Source organism: Streptomyces sp. DH12 (assembly GCF_020873895.1).
Taxonomy (GTDB): Bacteria; Actinomycetota; Actinomycetes; order Streptomycetales; family Streptomycetaceae; genus Streptomyces.
This window is the reverse complement of sequence record NZ_JAHWGT010000003.1, coordinates 219,612-233,759: the sequence shown is the minus strand read 5'-3', so window position 1 is coordinate 233,759 and position 14,148 is coordinate 219,612. Positions and strand designations below refer to the sequence as shown.

10 protein-coding genes are annotated in these 14,148 nt (G+C 74.2%); 7 read left to right on the top strand and 3 right to left on the bottom strand.

The window, feature by feature from the left end:
* The first annotated feature begins 28 nt into the window (after positions 1 to 28).
* Both LPA54_RS04280 and LPA54_RS04275 read left to right on the top strand, forming a co-directional pair.
* A complete protein-coding gene (locus LPA54_RS04280) occupies positions 29 to 1,576 on the top strand; it encodes a M1 family metallopeptidase (RefSeq protein WP_228973839.1) in 1,548 nt (515 codons plus the stop codon).
* A gap of 469 nt (positions 1,577 to 2,045) precedes the next feature.
* The gene (locus LPA54_RS04275) at positions 2,046 to 3,095 is read left to right on the top strand and encodes a LacI family DNA-binding transcriptional regulator (RefSeq protein ID WP_228973838.1); all 1,050 of its coding nucleotides are present in this window, start codon (positions 2,046 to 2,048) and stop codon (positions 3,093 to 3,095) included.
* Positions 3,096 to 3,098: 3 nt separating this feature from the next.
* Here LPA54_RS04275 and LPA54_RS04270 read toward each other — a convergent pair whose 3' ends face one another.
* The gene (locus tag LPA54_RS04270; RefSeq protein WP_228973836.1) at positions 3,099 to 5,861 is read right to left on the bottom strand and encodes a glycosyl hydrolase; all 2,763 of its coding nucleotides are present in this window, start codon (positions 5,859 to 5,861) and stop codon (positions 3,099 to 3,101) included.
* A 275-nt stretch (positions 5,862 to 6,136) separates the two neighbouring features.
* On the opposite strand from LPA54_RS04270, the gene LPA54_RS04265 reads away from it, so the two are divergent.
* The 4 genes from LPA54_RS04265 to LPA54_RS04240 all read left to right on the top strand — a co-directional run bounded on the left by LPA54_RS04265 (position 6,137) and on the right by LPA54_RS04240 (position 10,965).
* Positions 6,137 to 7,441 carry an extracellular solute-binding protein gene (locus LPA54_RS04265; RefSeq protein ID WP_228973833.1) on the top strand — a complete coding sequence of 435 codons (1,305 nt, stop codon included), beginning with the start codon at positions 6,137 to 6,139 and terminating at the stop codon, positions 7,439 to 7,441.
* A 273-nt stretch (positions 7,442 to 7,714) separates the two neighbouring features.
* Positions 7,715 to 8,611, top strand: coding sequence for a carbohydrate ABC transporter permease (locus LPA54_RS04250; protein WP_228973947.1), 897 nt, complete (start codon positions 7,715 to 7,717; stop codon positions 8,609 to 8,611).
* The gene (locus LPA54_RS04245) at positions 8,608 to 9,444 is read left to right on the top strand and encodes a carbohydrate ABC transporter permease (protein ID WP_228973831.1); all 837 of its coding nucleotides are present in this window, start codon (positions 8,608 to 8,610) and stop codon (positions 9,442 to 9,444) included. The genes LPA54_RS04250 and LPA54_RS04245 overlap by 4 nt, the downstream gene beginning before the upstream one ends.
* A 120-nt stretch (positions 9,445 to 9,564) precedes the next feature.
* Entirely contained in the window at positions 9,565 to 10,965 is a 1,401-nt protein-coding gene (locus LPA54_RS04240) for a GH1 family beta-glucosidase (RefSeq protein WP_228973830.1), read from the top strand.
* On the opposite strand, the gene LPA54_RS04235 is transcribed toward LPA54_RS04240, so the two are convergent.
* On the bottom strand, positions 10,937 to 11,842 hold the full coding sequence (locus LPA54_RS04235; RefSeq protein ID WP_228973828.1) for an oxygenase MpaB family protein: 906 nt from the start codon (positions 11,840 to 11,842) through the stop codon (positions 10,937 to 10,939). The genes LPA54_RS04240 and LPA54_RS04235 overlap by 29 nt on opposite strands.
* A gap of 332 nt (positions 11,843 to 12,174) precedes the next feature.
* On the opposite strand from LPA54_RS04235, the gene sph reads away from it, so the two are divergent.
* Positions 12,175 to 13,137 (top strand): sphingomyelin phosphodiesterase, encoded by a 963-nt coding sequence (sph, locus tag LPA54_RS04230; RefSeq protein ID WP_228973945.1) that lies wholly within the window; start codon positions 12,175 to 12,177, stop codon positions 13,135 to 13,137.
* Between the two features lie 166 nt (positions 13,138 to 13,303).
* Here the strand turns inward: sph and LPA54_RS04225 are convergent, their stop codons facing one another.
* Entirely contained in the window at positions 13,304 to 14,146 is an 843-nt protein-coding gene (locus tag LPA54_RS04225; protein ID WP_228973826.1) for an alpha/beta fold hydrolase, read from the bottom strand.
* Positions 14,147 to 14,148 lie beyond the last annotated feature (2 nt).

The following is a 14,148-nucleotide window of genomic DNA, read 5'->3' as shown; positions in this document are numbered from 1 at the left end:
GTTCGTTCTACGACTTGGAGGGTCTTACGTGCACCGCAGACTGATCGTCCCGGGCGCGATCGCGGCCTCCCTGATGCTGGCGATCCCGGCGTCGGCCGCGAACTTCCAGCCGGGGGCACCGGGCATCGGCGACCCCTACTACCCGGTCAGCGGCAACGGCGGATACGACGTCGGCCACTACGACCTGCGGCTCAAGTACCAGCCGGCGACGGACCTGCTGGAGGGGACGGCGACCCTGATCGCCACCCCGACGCAGAACCTGTCGCGCTTCAACCTCGACCTCGGCCTGACGACGCACGAGGTGCGGGTCAACGGCCGGAAGGCGGAGTTCCGCAGGGCGGGCGAGCAGGAACTGGAGATCACCCCGGCCTCGCCGCTGCCGAAGGACCGACCGGTTTCGGTCGTCGTGCGGTACTCCGGGAAGCCGTCCGAGGTCAAGATCGGCGGGTGGACCGCCTGGCACCGCACCCCGGACGGCGGGGTCGCCGCCCAGGAGCCGGACTCGGCCGTGTGGTGGTTCCCGTCCAACGACCACCCGCTCGACAAGGCCACCTTCGACGTCTCCGTCTCCGTCCCGGACGGCACGCAGGCGATCAGCAACGGCGTCCTCCAGTCGCAGAGCTCGCGGCTCGGCTGGACCCGCTTCAACTGGCGCTCCGACAAGCCGCAGGCGACCTACCTGGCCACCCTCGCGGTCGGCAGGTTCGACATCACGACCGACACCACGGCGGGCGGGCTGCCCGTCCTCAACGCCTACAGCAAGGACCTCGGGGCGAACGCCGGCGCCGCCCGCGCCAGCCTGGAGCGCACGGCGGAGGTCGCGGAGTGGCTGGAGGAGGTCTTCGGCCCGTACCCGTTCAACGCCCTCGGCGGGTACGTCCCCAACGTGCGCAGCGGGTACGCGCTGGAGACTCAGACCCGGCCCTTCTACAGCCCGCGCCAGTTCGCGAGCGGGTCCAACGTGTCGGTGGTCGTCCACGAGGTGGCCCACCAGTGGTACGGCGACAGCGTGTCCGTCGAGGGGTGGAAGGACATCTGGATCAACGAGGGCTTCGCCCGGTACAGCCAGTGGCTCTGGTCGGAGAAGGAGGGCGAGGGCACCGCGCAGGAGCTGGCGGACTGGGTGTACGCCTCACGCCCGGCCGACGACCCGTTCTGGACGGTCAAGCCGGGCGACCCCGGCCCGGACGACCAGTTCCACGTCGCCGTCTACGACCGGGGCGCCCTGGCCCTCCAGGCGCTGCGGAACGAGATCGGTGACGAGGACTTCTTCCGGATCCTGAAGGGCTGGCCGACCGAGCGGGCCTACGGCAACGCGGAGGTCGCCGACTTCGTCGCCTACGCGGAGCGGATCTCCGGCGAGCGGCTCGGCACCCTCTTCGACACCTGGCTGTACCAGCCGTCCAAGCCGCAGGCTCCCGCCGCCGACGGCGCCCGGGCGGCCACGCGGTCGTCGGCGTCGGCCGTGGCGGACCCGGCGCCCGCGGCGCCCCCGAAGTCCTGGAAGGAGATCGCCGCGACCAACACCGTCCACGACACCGGCCACCCGGTCCACGACGGCCACCACCGCCACTGACACTCCTCGCGGGGGATGACGCGGCGTGGGGCGGCTACGGGCCGCCGCGGCGCGTAGCGCCCGGGGCGGTGGGTGTTGCGGAGGCGGGCGGCTGCGGCTGCGGCGCGCCGGGAGGCGGTGGTGTTGCGGAGGCGGGCGGCTGCCGCTGCGGTTGCGGCGCGCCGGGGGCGGTGGGTGTTGCGGAGGCGGGCGGCTGCGGCTGCCGCTGCGGCGCGCCGGGGGCCGGTGGGTGGGGTCGGGGCCGTGGCGGGTCACCTCCTCGGGGTCGGCGGCCCCGGGCACCACGGAAGGCACCCCGGTGACGCCGCCGACCCCTGCGGGGGCGACCCGCCACGGCCCCTCCGACCGCCGTCCGGCGCCTGCGGGCCGCCGTGCCCGGCGAGCAAGGGGGTGAGAGCGCTCTCACCCCCTTGTTCACCGGATATTCTGACCGGTGTACGCCGCGTCGCACCGCCCCGAGGAGTCCGCTGTGCCCGATCCGACCCCTGGGGCCCGTCCCACACTCGAAGCCGTCGCGGCCCGCGCCGGGGTCTCCCGGGCGACGGTGTCCCGCGTCGTCAACGGCGGGGCCGGGGTGCGCCAGCCGCTGGTGGAGCGGGTGCGCCGGGCCGTCGAGGAGCTCGGCTACATCCCCAACCACGCGGCGCGGACGCTGGTGACCCGGCGCAACGGCGCCGTGGCGGTGATCATCGCGGAGCCGGAGTTCCGGATCTTCTCCGACCCGTTCTTCGAGCAGCAGGTGCGCGGCATCAGCCGCGAGCTGACAGCGCACGACTCGCAGCTCGTCCTGCTGTGGGTGGAGAGCGCGGGCGACTACGAGCGGATCGCCCGCTACCTGGGCGGCGGCCACGTCGACGGGGCGCTCGCGTTCTCCGTGCACGACGACGACGAGCTGCCCGCGATCGTCCGCCGCGCGCAGGTGCCGACCGTCTTCGGCGGCCGCCCCGGATGGCCGGGCGCGACCGGGGGGCCGGCCGTCCCGTACGTGGACGCCGACAACCGCGGCGGCGCCCGGGAGGCCGTGCGCTACCTCGTCGGCCAGGGGCGCCGGAGGATCGCGCACATCGCGGGGCCGCGCGACCAGACCTCGGCGACGGACCGGCTCGCCGGGTACCGGGACGTCCTGCTGGACGCCGACCCGGGGCTGGTCGCCCAGGGCGACTTCACGGAGGGCAGCGGTGCCGCGGCGATGGCCGGGCTGCTGGAACGGCGGCCCGACCTGGACGCGGTGTTCGCGGCCAACGACCTGATGGCGTCGGGCGCCCTGCGCGTGCTGCGCGAGCGGGGCCTGCGGGTGCCGGGGGACGTGGCGGTGGTCGGCTTCGACGACATGGAGTCCGTCGCCGTGGCCACGGACCCGCCGCTGACCACCGTCCGCCAGGACATCGAGGGCATGGGCCGGCTGATGGTGCGGCTGCTGATGCGGGCGCTGCACCAGGACGGTGGGCCCGGGGCGGCGGACGCCGCCCCGGGCTCGGTGATCACGCCGACGGAGCTGGTCCGCCGGGCCTCGGCGTGAGTCCTACGCGTACGGGACGACCAGCACCGACCGGTCCGTGCCCGTCTGGAGACGCGCCGTGGCCGAGCCGATGGCGTGCCACACCTCCAGGCGGACGGTGCCGCCCCGGAGGTCGCCGAGCGTGCCGGTCGCCGCCTTCAGGCCGCGCCCCTGGGTGTACTCCTCCCAGCCGGCCACCGGGTCCGACGCGAAGTAGTGGTACGTCTCCGTCCGGTCGAAGGTGCCGTCGCCGGTGAGGTCGTAGCTCACGCGGGCCTGCTGTCCGAGGCCGACGGCGGTGCCGGCGTCGACCTGGAGGCGGAAGGCCGTCGCGGCGCCGGGCCGCAGGGTGCCGTTGACGCCCCGGGCCTCGTACACGAGCGGCCGGTTCGGGGTGCCGTCGTGGTTGGCGCCGCCGGCCGAGGCGATCGTGTCCGCGCCGGCCGCCGCTCCCGTCGCCGTGGTCAGCGTGCCGCCGGTGCGCAGCTGGAAGGTGCTGCCGGTGGACGGCCCCGGGTCTCCCGGGTCGCCGGTGCCCGTACCGGTGGCGGTGGAGCGGGCCGGGACGGTGAGCTTCGCACCGTCCGAGAAGGTGACGGTGCGGGCCGTCGAGCCGTGGTTGTGGGCGGCGTAGGTGCGGACGGTGCCCTTGGTGAAGACGGCCGAGGTGGGCAGGTCGCCCGTCACCGTGGTGTCCGGCGCGCCGAGGGTGTCGAGGGTGGTGAGCCAGTGGTAGGTGTGCGCCTTCGACTCGCCCTGTTCCGGGGTGTACCCGGCGTGCTGCGCGTCCCACTTGGCCTTGGCGGCCGCCGGGTCGGCGAGCGACTGGAACTCCCACAGGATGTCGCGCCACTCGACGGCCGGGCCGCCGTTCTCACGCTCCATCTCGGCGATGTTGCGGCGGATGGCGTCCTTGCGGGCGGCGAGGTGGAGGGAACCGCCGGTCACGGGCAGGACGTTGATGCCGTGGATCTCCTCGGGGTTGGCGGTCCACCAGGTGGAGTAGGCGGCGCCGCTCCCCCACACCATGCCGGCCGTGTCGTGGCCGAAGGAGGCCGGGAAGACCTGCTGGTCGGCGTCGAACCAGTACTGGGCGATGGCCTCGGACTCGGTGGTCAGCAGGAAGGTGCCCAGGTCGCGCAGGGCGGTGTCACCGGTGGCCGCGCCCCACAGGACGAGGCCGGCGCTGAGGTTGGTGGACTCCGACGAGGACTCCTGGTTGTTGCCGGCGGCGAAGCCCTGGTGGCCGGAGGCCCAGCTGTGCCCGGCGTACACGTCGAAGCCGCGCAGGAAGGGGAAGGCGGCGTCGGTGCGGCTGGGGTTGGCGGCGTCCCGGACGAGGGTCTTCACCATGGTGCCCCAGGCCGGGTCGGCGGCCCAGGCGGGGTCGTACTGGGCGACGATCGCCGCGGCGTGGACGTAGTACGAGTAGTGGAAGTGGTGGTCGTTCAGCTCGGTGTCGCTGCCGTAGGAGGCCGGGTAGCCGGTGAGGGTCTTCCACGTCCGGTCGTAGGAGAACTCGCTCGGCCCGCCGGCCGTGAACCACTCCTGGAGCCGGCCCTTGAGCAGCCCGACCAGCCGGTCGCGGGTGGCCGTCTCGCCGATCTGCTCGGCGACGGGGACGAGTTGGGCGAGCCGGCCGAGGGCCTTGCCGGTCCAGTACGTGTCGGTGGCGCCGGAGAACGGGTCGGGGGCGTTCACCACCTCGTTGAGGTAGCCGCGCAGCCGGGCCGGGTCGGTGCCGGAGGCCCGGGGCAGGGCGGGCAGGACGGCGGCGGCGCGCTGGCTGGTGGTGAAGGTGCGCGACGCGCGGACCTTCATGGTGCCGCGCGGCGAGACGTACGTGTACGCGGTGAGCGGGTCGGCGGTGTGCAGCCACTGGTGGCGGTAGAGGGCCTGGAGGGTGCCCGTCTCCGTGCCCTCCTGGGGCTGGGTGGTGAGCGTGTACGTGGCGCGTACGGTGCCGCCGCCGGAACTCCACGTGGCCTGGGAGCCGGTGACGAAGCTGTACGCGTACTGGCGGTAGGCGGCCAGGGCGCTCGTGGAGGGCAGCACGGCGAGCGAGAAGTAGTCCTTGCCGCCCAGGCCGGCCGTGAGGGAGGTGCCCGAGACCGTCCAGTCGGTGCCGGTGGGGGCGAAGAGGCCGTAGTGGTGGCCGTTGACGGTGATGCCGAGGACGTTGCCCTGGTCGGCGAAGACCGTGGGCGGGGCGGCGGTGGTGACGCTGGCGCTGCCGCCGCTGCCCTTGGCGTACACGAAGGGCAGGCCGTGGCCGATGGTCGTGCGCAGGGTGCGCGTGCCGTCGGACCAGTACGGGGTGACGGTCCAGTCCGACCAGGCGTCGGCCCGGGTGTCGGGGGCGTTGAGGCCGGTCAGGCCGAGGGTGAGGTCGCGCTTGTGGGCGAACTCGTACTGGCGGCCGTCGCCGACGACGGCGGGCGTGGTCGGGTAGCCGACGTCCAGGCCGGCGGCGGTGGCCTGGTAGGTGAGCGGGTGGCCGTACATGGGGGTGGAGTACGGGTTGTCGCCGTAGCGCTGGAAGGCGAGCGAGGACCACCAGTCGTTGGTGGGCACCGGCTTGCCGGCCGCGGCGGGGGTGAGCTTGGGGGTGACGGGGGTGCCGGTGTTGGTGGTGGGGCCGGAGGTGCCGGGTGGTCGGGTGTCGGAGTAGCTGCCCGCGCCGGCCGGGACCGTGGCGGCGGCCGCCGGGGAGGCGGCCGGGCCGGTCAGTCCCACGGCGGCGAGGACCGCGGCGAGCGTGAGGACGCCTGAGCGGGGGGTTCTCATGGGGGTCACCTCGAGTGAGGGCGGCGGGAGAACGCTTCGAGAGCGCTCTCAAGTGCCTGGAACGTAAAACTCCTGAAACATCGCTGTCAATACAAGGAACACGGTGCGGAGTTGGTGCACAGCACAGCCGTTATGCGTTCGAGTCTTGACGGGGGACGGCCCGCCGGGGCACGCTCCCTGCACCTTCTTGAGAGCGCTCTCACGGTCGCTGTGCTCGGTTCCCGTGGTCGCTCCGGTGGGTGTTTCCCGCTCGATCGAAGCCAAGGAGGCTTCCCATGCCCATCGCCCGAGCCGCCAGAAGGGCCGCCGTCCGACTCGGTGCGGTCGCGCTGACCGGGGCCCTGCTCGCCGCCTGCGGATCCGGCGGGTCCGGCGGCGCGTCCGACGCCGCCGGCGGCAAGGTCACGCTGACCGTCGACCTGTTCGGCTCGTTCGGCTACAAGGAGGCCGGGCTGTACGCGGAGTACGAGAAGCTGCACCCCGGGGTGACGATCAAGCAGACCGACACGGAGGACGAGCAGGACTACTGGAAGTCCCTCCAGACCCGCCTCGCGGGGGGCGGCGGGCTGGCCGACGTGCAGGGCGTCGAGGTCGGCCGCATCGCGTCCGTCACGCAGCAGCAGGCGGACCGGTTCGAGGACCTGGCCAAGTACGGCGCGAACGACCTCAAGGACCAGTTCGCCGAGGCCAAGTGGTCGGCGGCCACCACGAAGGACGGCCGCGTCCTCGGCCTCGGCACCGACGTGGGCCCCGAGGCCATGTGCTACCGGACCGACCTGCTCGCCGAGGCCGGCCTGCCCACCGACCGCGAGGAGCTGGCCCGCAGGTGGGCCACCTGGGACGGGTACCTGGAGCTCGGCAAGCAGTACAAGGCCAAGGCGCCCCGCGGGAGCGCGTGGCTCGACAGCGTGGGCAGCCTCTACACGATCATGATCGGCCAGGAGGAGGAGCGGTACTACGACGCCTCCGGGAAGCTGGTCTACGAGGAGAACCCGGCCGTCAAGGCCGCCTGGGACGCCGCCACCGAGGCCGCCGGCGCCGGGCTGAGCGCCAAGCTCGACCAGTGGTCGCCGCAGTGGAACCAGGCGTTCGCCGCCGGCTCCTTCGCGACCATCCCCTGCCCCGCCTGGATGCTCGGCTACATCAAGGGCCAGGCCGGCGACGCCGGCAAGGGCAAGTGGGACATCGCCAAGCTGCCCGGCGGCGCGGGCAACTGGGGCGGCTCCTACCTGACCGTGCCCCGCGCCGCCGCGCACAAGAAGGAGGCCTACGAGCTGATCAAGTGGCTCACGGCGCCCGAGCAGCAGGCCAAGCTCTTCCGCAAGCAGGGCAACTTCCCCTCGTCGACCGGCGCCATCGCGAAGGTCGCCGACGCGAAGGACCCGTACTTCTCCGGCGCCCCGATCGGCAGGATCTTCGGTGACGCCGCGAAGGCCGCGCCCGTGCAGATCCTCGGCGTGCACGACAAGAACGTCGCCGACCAGATCACCAACGCCCTGAGCGAGGTCGAGCGCAAGGGCACGGCGCCCGACAAGGCATGGGCGAACGCGCGCAAGGGCGTCGCCAACGTCATGGGCTGACGTTCCAGGGGCGCCGAAGCGCCCGCTCCCGTCGGGCGCTGCCCGTCCGGCGGGGCGGACCGGCGGGCCCACGGCCCCCTGCGGGCGGGGCGCCCCCACCGGACCGCCCCGCCCGCACCGCCTGCGCGCCTGCCGCCCTCCCCCGCTCCTCCTCAGACCGCGACCGCTCCAGGACCGCTCCTTTCGAAGGGCCGCCCCGTGACCCTCACCGCCCCTGCGGGTACCGCCGCACCTCCGACACCCCCGCCGGCCGGGGCCGCACGCCCCTCGGCGGTGCGGCGGGCGTGGCGGACCGTCTCCCCGTACGCCTACATCGCCCCGTTCTTCACCCTCTTCGCCGCCTTCGGCCTCTTCCCGCTGCTCTACACCGCGTTCGTCTCGCTCTACCGGGTGGAGCTGCAGACCCCCGGCGACATGGAGTGGCGCGGCCTCGGCAACTACGCGGCGATCTTCACCGACGAGTACTTCTGGATCTCCCTGCGCAACACCTTCACCATCGGCGTGCTGTCGACCGTGCCGCAGCTCGTCATGGCGCTCGGCCTGGCGCACCTGCTCAACTACCGGCTGCGCGGCCGGACCTTCTTCCGCACCGCGATGCTGCTCCCGTACGCCACCAGCGTCGCCGCGGCGACCCTCGTCTTCGCCCAGCTCTTTGGACGGGACTTCGGCCTGGTCAACTACGTCCTCGGACTGGTCGGCGTCGGCCCGGTCGACTGGCAGACCGGCACGGTCGCCTCACAGATCGCGGTCTCCACCATCGTGATCTGGCGGTGGACCGGCTACAACGCGCTGATCTACCTGGCCGGCATGCAGTCCATCCCCAGCGAGCTGTACGAGGCCGCGGAGATGGACGGGGCGTCCCGGTGGCGGCAGTTCCTCCACGTCACCCTGCCGGGGCTGCGGCCCACCATCGTCTTCACGGTCGTCGTGTCGACGATCGGCGCCACCCAGCTGTTCGGTGAGCCGCTGCTCTACGAGGGCTCGATCTCCGGCGGCATCTCGCACCAGTACCAGACGCTCGGCCTGTACATGTACGAGCAGGGCTGGGGCTTCTTCCACCTGGGCCGGGCCGCGGCCATCGCCTGGGTCATGTTCCTGCTCATCGTGGTGCTCGTGGGGGCCAACGCCCTCCTCGCGCGCCGCCGCACCCGCAAGGAGGCCCGTCGATGACCACCCGCGCGGGGCGCACGCTGCACGGCGGCAAGGTCGCGTACGCCCTCCTGACCGTCGCCGTCCTCGTCTCGGCCTTCCCCTTCTACTGGACCATCGTCGCCGCCAGCCGGTCCAACGCCGACCTGGCGCAGGTGCCGCCCACGCTGCTGCCCGGCCCCGACCTGCTGCACAATCTCGGGGCGGTGCTGGAGGAGGCGGACATCGGCACGGCCCTGCTCAACTCACTGGTCGTGTCCGGGTCCATCACCGTGGGCACCGTGCTGTGCTGCACGCTCGCCGGCTTCGCCTTCGCCAAGCTCCGCTTCCGCGGGCGGGGCGCCCTGCTGACCGTCACCGTCGGCACGATGATGATCCCGCCGCAGCTCGGGGTGATCCCGCTGTTCATGCTGGTCGCCGAGTTGGGCTGGGTGAACCAGCTCCAGTCGGTGATCCTGCCGGGCCTGGTGTCGGCGTTCGGCGTGTTCTTCATGCGGCAGTTCCTGGTGCAGGCGCTGCCGGACGAACTGATCGAGGCGGCCCGCGTCGACGGGGCGTCCACCGCGCGGATCTTCTGGTCGATCGTGGTGCCCATCGCCCGGCCCGGCATGGCCGTCCTCGGCCTGCTGACCTTCATGGCCGCCTGGAACGACTTCTTCTGGCCGATCATCGCGCTCTCCTCGCAGAACCCGACCGTCCAGGTCGCGCTGCGCCAACTCGGCGGCGGCTACGTCCACGACCAGTCCGTGATCATGGCGGGCACGCTGCTCGGCACGCTGCCCGTGCTGCTCGTCTTCGGCCTGCTGGGCCGACAGATCGTCGGCGGCATCATGCAGGGCGCGGTCAAGGGCTGACCCGCGCCCGGCCCGTACGCCCCGCACAGCCGGCCCGTACACCGCCCCGCGCCCCGCCCGGCCCGCACTCCGCCGCTCCGCCGGCGCCCACCTCACACCACCTCCGGGAGTTCCCCCCTCATGACCGCTGTCGACGCTCGGCCCCGCCCGCTGACGGGGCCCGCCTTCCCCACCGGGTTCCGCTGGGGCACGGCCACCGCCGCCTACCAGATCGAGGGCGCCGCGGCCGAGGACGGCCGCACCCCGTCCATCTGGGACACCTTCAGCCGCACCCCCGGCAAGGTCCGCAACGGCGACACCGGGGACATCGCCGCCGACCACTACCACCGGATGGCCGAGGACGTCGCCCTCATGCGCGACCTCGGCGTCACCGACTACCGGTTCTCCGTCGCCTGGCCCCGGGTGCAGCCCACCGGGCGGGGACCGGCCGCCCAGAAGGGCCTCGACTTCTACCGGCGGCTCGTCGACGAGCTGCGCGCGGCGGGCATCCGGCCCGTCGCCACGCTGTACCACTGGGACCTGCCGCAGGAGTTGGAGGACGCCGGCGGCTGGCCGCACCGGGAGACCGCCGAGCGGTTCGGCGAGTACGCCTCACTCGTGGCCGGCGCCCTCGGTGACCGGGTCGCCACCTGGACGACGCTGAACGAGCCGTGGTGCGCCGCGTTCCTCGGCTACGCCTCCGGCGTGCACGCCCCGGGCCGTACCGACCCGGCCGCGTCCCTGCGGGCCGCCCACCACTTCAACCTGGCGCACGGGCTCGCCGTGGCGGCGCTGCGGGCGGCGCTGCCCGCGTCGACCGAGGTGTCGCTGACGCTGAACCTGCACGCGGTGCGGCCGCTGACCGGGTCGGCGGCGGACCGGGACGCGGTCCGCCGCGTCGACGCGCTCGGCAACCGCGTCTTCCTGGACCCGGTGTTCCACGGCCGGCTGCCCGAGGACCTGGTCGCGGACACCGCGGAGCTGACGGACTGGTCGTTCGTCCGGGACGGCGACCTGGCGGTGGCGTCGGCGCCGGTCGACTCGCTGGGCATCAACTACTACTCCCCCACGGTCGTCGCGGCCGGCACCCACGAGGGCCCCTCGCCCTGGCCGGGCGCGGAGCGGCACGTGCGGTTCGAACCCGCGCCGGGACCGCGCACGGCCATGGACTGGCCGGTGGACGCGGACGGGCTGCACGAGCTGCTGACGCGGCTGCGCGACGAGCTCCCGCACGTCCCGCTGATGGTCACCGAGAACGGCGCGGCGTACGACGACTACGCCGACCCGTCGGGCCAGGTCCACGACCCCGAGCGGGTGGCCTACCTGCACCAGCACCTGGCGGCCGTGCACCGGGCGCTCGCGGACGGCGTCGACGTGCGCGGGTACTTCCTGTGGTCGCTGCTGGACAACTTCGAGTGGGCGTACGGGTACGGAAAGCGGTTCGGCATCGTCCACGTCGACTTCGCGTCGCAGCGGCGCACGCCGAAGGACAGCGCCCGCTGGTACCGGGACGTCATCGCGCGGGGCGGTCTGCCGCGGTGAGCGGAACCGGCGGGCCGGCGGGCCGGCGGCGCCGGTGGGCGCGGTGGGCCCGGCGGGCGAGCGGCAGGTAGCGCAGCCGCTCGGGGAGTGCGGGCACCACCGCCCGCACGACCCGGGAGAAGCGGCGCAGCCGCCGCTCCTGGGCCTCCGACCACTCCAGGCCGATCGCCGCGCGCGCCTCGGGCGGCAGGAACCCGACGGTGACGAAGGCGCGGAAGCGGGCGAGGGGCGGCCACACCAGGGGCCACAGGGCGCGCAGGAGCAGCCGCAGCGGCAGGGGCCCGCGGTCGGGCGGCGGGAGCGGGTCGCCGGTGGCCACCAGGTCACGCACGACGGCGGTGCACTCGACCTCCTCGGCGAGCATCCGGCGGTAGTACGGCCAGAACTCCTCGACGGTCTGCGGCATGTCGCGGTCGCGGATGCCGAGGATCCGCCCCACCCGCAGCCACTCGGCGTACAGCTGCCGCTCCTGCCGGGGGGTCATGGGCCGCACCAGGTAGCGCAGGGCGTGGTGCTGGACGGGGAAGCCGGTGGCGTGGACCCAGGCGTAGGTCTCGGGCCGCAGCGCGTGGTACGGGCGGCCGCGGGTGTCCGTGCCCGAGATCGCCGAGTGCAGCCGGCGCAGGCGGCGCCCCTCCTCCGCGGCGGCCTCCCCGCCGTACACCCACAGCTGGAGCGAGCGCAGGGAGCGCTCCCCTCGGCCCCAGGGGTCGGTGCGGAACACGGAGTGCTCGTCGACGCCGGCGCCGACGGCCGGGTGGGCGACCTGGAGGGCGAGGGCGGCGGGCAGCATGAGCAGGCCCCTGACGTCCCCCGCGAGGCTCCACAGGACCCCGCCCGGGGGCGGCGGCTGCGGGGGTGCGGGGGGTCTCGTCATGGGTGTCGCTCCAGGTCCGTTCGGTGTCCGCCGGGTGGACCTCCAGTATGCGAGCGGTGGCGGTAGGAGCGGTTCCGGGGCCCCGGTGGCCCCGGACGGGAGGGTTCTCCGGCCCGCCGGGTCTCCGCAAGATCTCCTCCACCCGGGATCTACCGGAGGGTAACCGCGGCTGCTTTGATGTGCCGCGCCGAGACCCGCCCCCACGCCCTCCGGGAGTCCCCGTGCCGCGTCCCGCCCACCCCTCCGTGCCGCGCCCCGCCCGTGCGTCCGCGCCGCGCCCCGCCGGCCCGCCCGTCGCGCGTCCCGCTCCGCGCCGCGCGCCGCGCGCCGTCCTGGCGGGCGCGGTCTCCGCCGCGCTCGCCGCGCTGTCGCTGACCGCCGCGGCCCCGCAGGCGGCCGCCGCTCCCGAGGCGACGCCGCGCCTCAAGGTCCTCACGTACAACGCCTTCCTCTTCAACCGGGCCCTGTACCCCAACTGGGGGCAGGACCACCGGGCCAAGGCCATACCGGCGGCACCGTTCTTCCAGGGCAACGACGTGGTCGTCGTCCAGGAGGCGTTCGACAACACCTCGTCGGACGCGCTGCGCCGCGACGCCTCCGCGCAGTACCCGCACCAGACGCCCGTCATGGGCCGGGGCACCTCCGGGTGGGACGCGACGGGCGGCTCGTACTCGTCGACCACGCCGGAGGACGGCGGGGTGGCGGTGCTCAGCAAGTGGCCGATCGTCCGCAAGGAGCAGTACGTCTACAAGGACGCGTGCGGCGCGGACTGGTACTCCAACAAGGGCTTCGTCTACGTGGTCCTCGACGTCGGCGGCTCGCGCGTCCACGTCGTCGGCACGCACGCCCAGTCGACGGATCCCGGCTGCGCGGCGGGCGAGGCGGCCCGGGTGCGCTCGCGGCAGTTCAAGGCGATGGACGCCTTCCTGGACGCGAAGGCGATCCCGGCCTCCGAGCAGGTCGTCGTGGCGGGCGACCTGAACGTCGACACGCGGACGCCGGAGTACGCGACGATGCTCGCCGACGCCGGACTGGCGGGCGCGGACGCCCGCACGGGGCACCCGTACTCGTTCGACACGGCGGAGAACTCCATCGCGGCGGAGCGCTACCCGGACGACCCGCGCGAGGACCTCGACCACGTCCTGCACCGGGCGGGCCACGCCCGTCCGGCGGGGTGGACGAACCACGTCCTCGCGGAGCGCAGCGCGCCGTGGACGGTGTCGAGTTGGGGCCGCGCGTACACGTACACCAACCTCTCCGACCACTATCCGGTGACGGGGTACGCGGCCTCCTGACCCGTACCGGCCGACCGGCCCGGACGACCGGCCGGTCGTCCGGCCGGGCTCGGCCTCCGGCCGCCGTCGGGCTCCGGCCGCCGCCGGGCGCCGGGCGGTCGGCCCGGTCGGGTCCGCCACGTCCGCTGCCGCGCGGAGGCCGGGCCCGCGCGGCGCCCGCCGTCACCTACCCGAGCGTGAGCATCGCCTCGGCGACCTCGCCGACCGCCGCGTCGGGGATCGCCGTGGCGGCCTCCTCCAGGACGAGCAGCCGTGCCCCGGGGATCGCGCGCGCGATCGCCTCGCCGTTGCCGACGGGGAAGAACGGGTCGCGGCGGCCGTGCACCACGAGCGCGGGGACCTCGATCCCGGGCAGGCGCTCGCGCCAGCGGGGTGCGCAGTCGAGGCGGGAGAAGACCATGCCCAGCTGGTTGGCCGTCTGGACCGGTGGCGACGTGCCGGGTGTGCGGTCCCAGACGCGCGCGGCGACCGCGCGCGCGGCGGCGGGGTCGTCGCCGAGGATCTCCGCGCCGACGGCGGCGAACTCCGCGACCGCCTCGCGGTCGGCCCAGTCGGGCAGCGGACGGGTGAACAGCCGGCCCATCGTCGCCTGGTCGTGGTCGGGGAGGTCGTCGTCGGGCGGGCCGGGGGCCACCGCGCGGGTGCCGACCAGGGTGAGCGCCGAGAACGCGCCCGGATGGTCCAGCGCGGCCACCTGGGCGACCATCCCGCCGACGCCGATCCCCGCGAGGTGCGCGGGCCCCCCGCCGAGCGCGTCGACGAGGGCCGCCGCGTCGGCGGCGAGGTCGCGCAGGGTGTAGGCGGGCGACCCCGGATCGTCCGTCGTCGACTCGCCGCTGTCGCGCAGGTCGTAGCGCACCGCGCGGCGTCCGCCGGCGGCGAGGCGCTCGCACAGCGCGTCGGGCCAGGAGAGCATCGTCGTCCCGCCCGCGAGCAGGACGAGCGGCGCGTCCTCCGCACCGAACGACTCGATGCCGAGGGCGGTCCCGTTGGCGTGGACAGTGGTCATCG

What these genes read in the sequence shown, in the direction of transcription:
- LPA54_RS04270 (WP_228973836.1), bottom strand. Translation starts at nt 5,861, where the DNA reads ATGAGAACCCCCCGCTCAGGCGTCCTCACGCTCGCCGCGGTCCTCGCC.
- LPA54_RS04265 (WP_228973833.1), top strand. Translation starts at nt 6,137, where the DNA reads ATGCCCATCGCCCGAGCCGCCAGAAGGGCCGCCGTCCGACTCGGTGCG.
- LPA54_RS04245 (WP_228973831.1), top strand. Translation starts at nt 8,608, where the DNA reads ATGACCACCCGCGCGGGGCGCACGCTGCACGGCGGCAAGGTCGCGTAC.
- LPA54_RS04240 (WP_228973830.1), top strand. Translation starts at nt 9,565, where the DNA reads ATGACCGCTGTCGACGCTCGGCCCCGCCCGCTGACGGGGCCCGCCTTC.
- LPA54_RS04235 (WP_228973828.1), bottom strand. Translation starts at nt 11,842, where the DNA reads ATGACGAGACCCCCCGCACCCCCGCAGCCGCCGCCCCCGGGCGGGGTC.
- LPA54_RS04225 (WP_228973826.1), bottom strand. Translation starts at nt 14,146, where the DNA reads ATGACCACTGTCCACGCCAACGGGACCGCCCTCGGCATCGAGTCGTTC.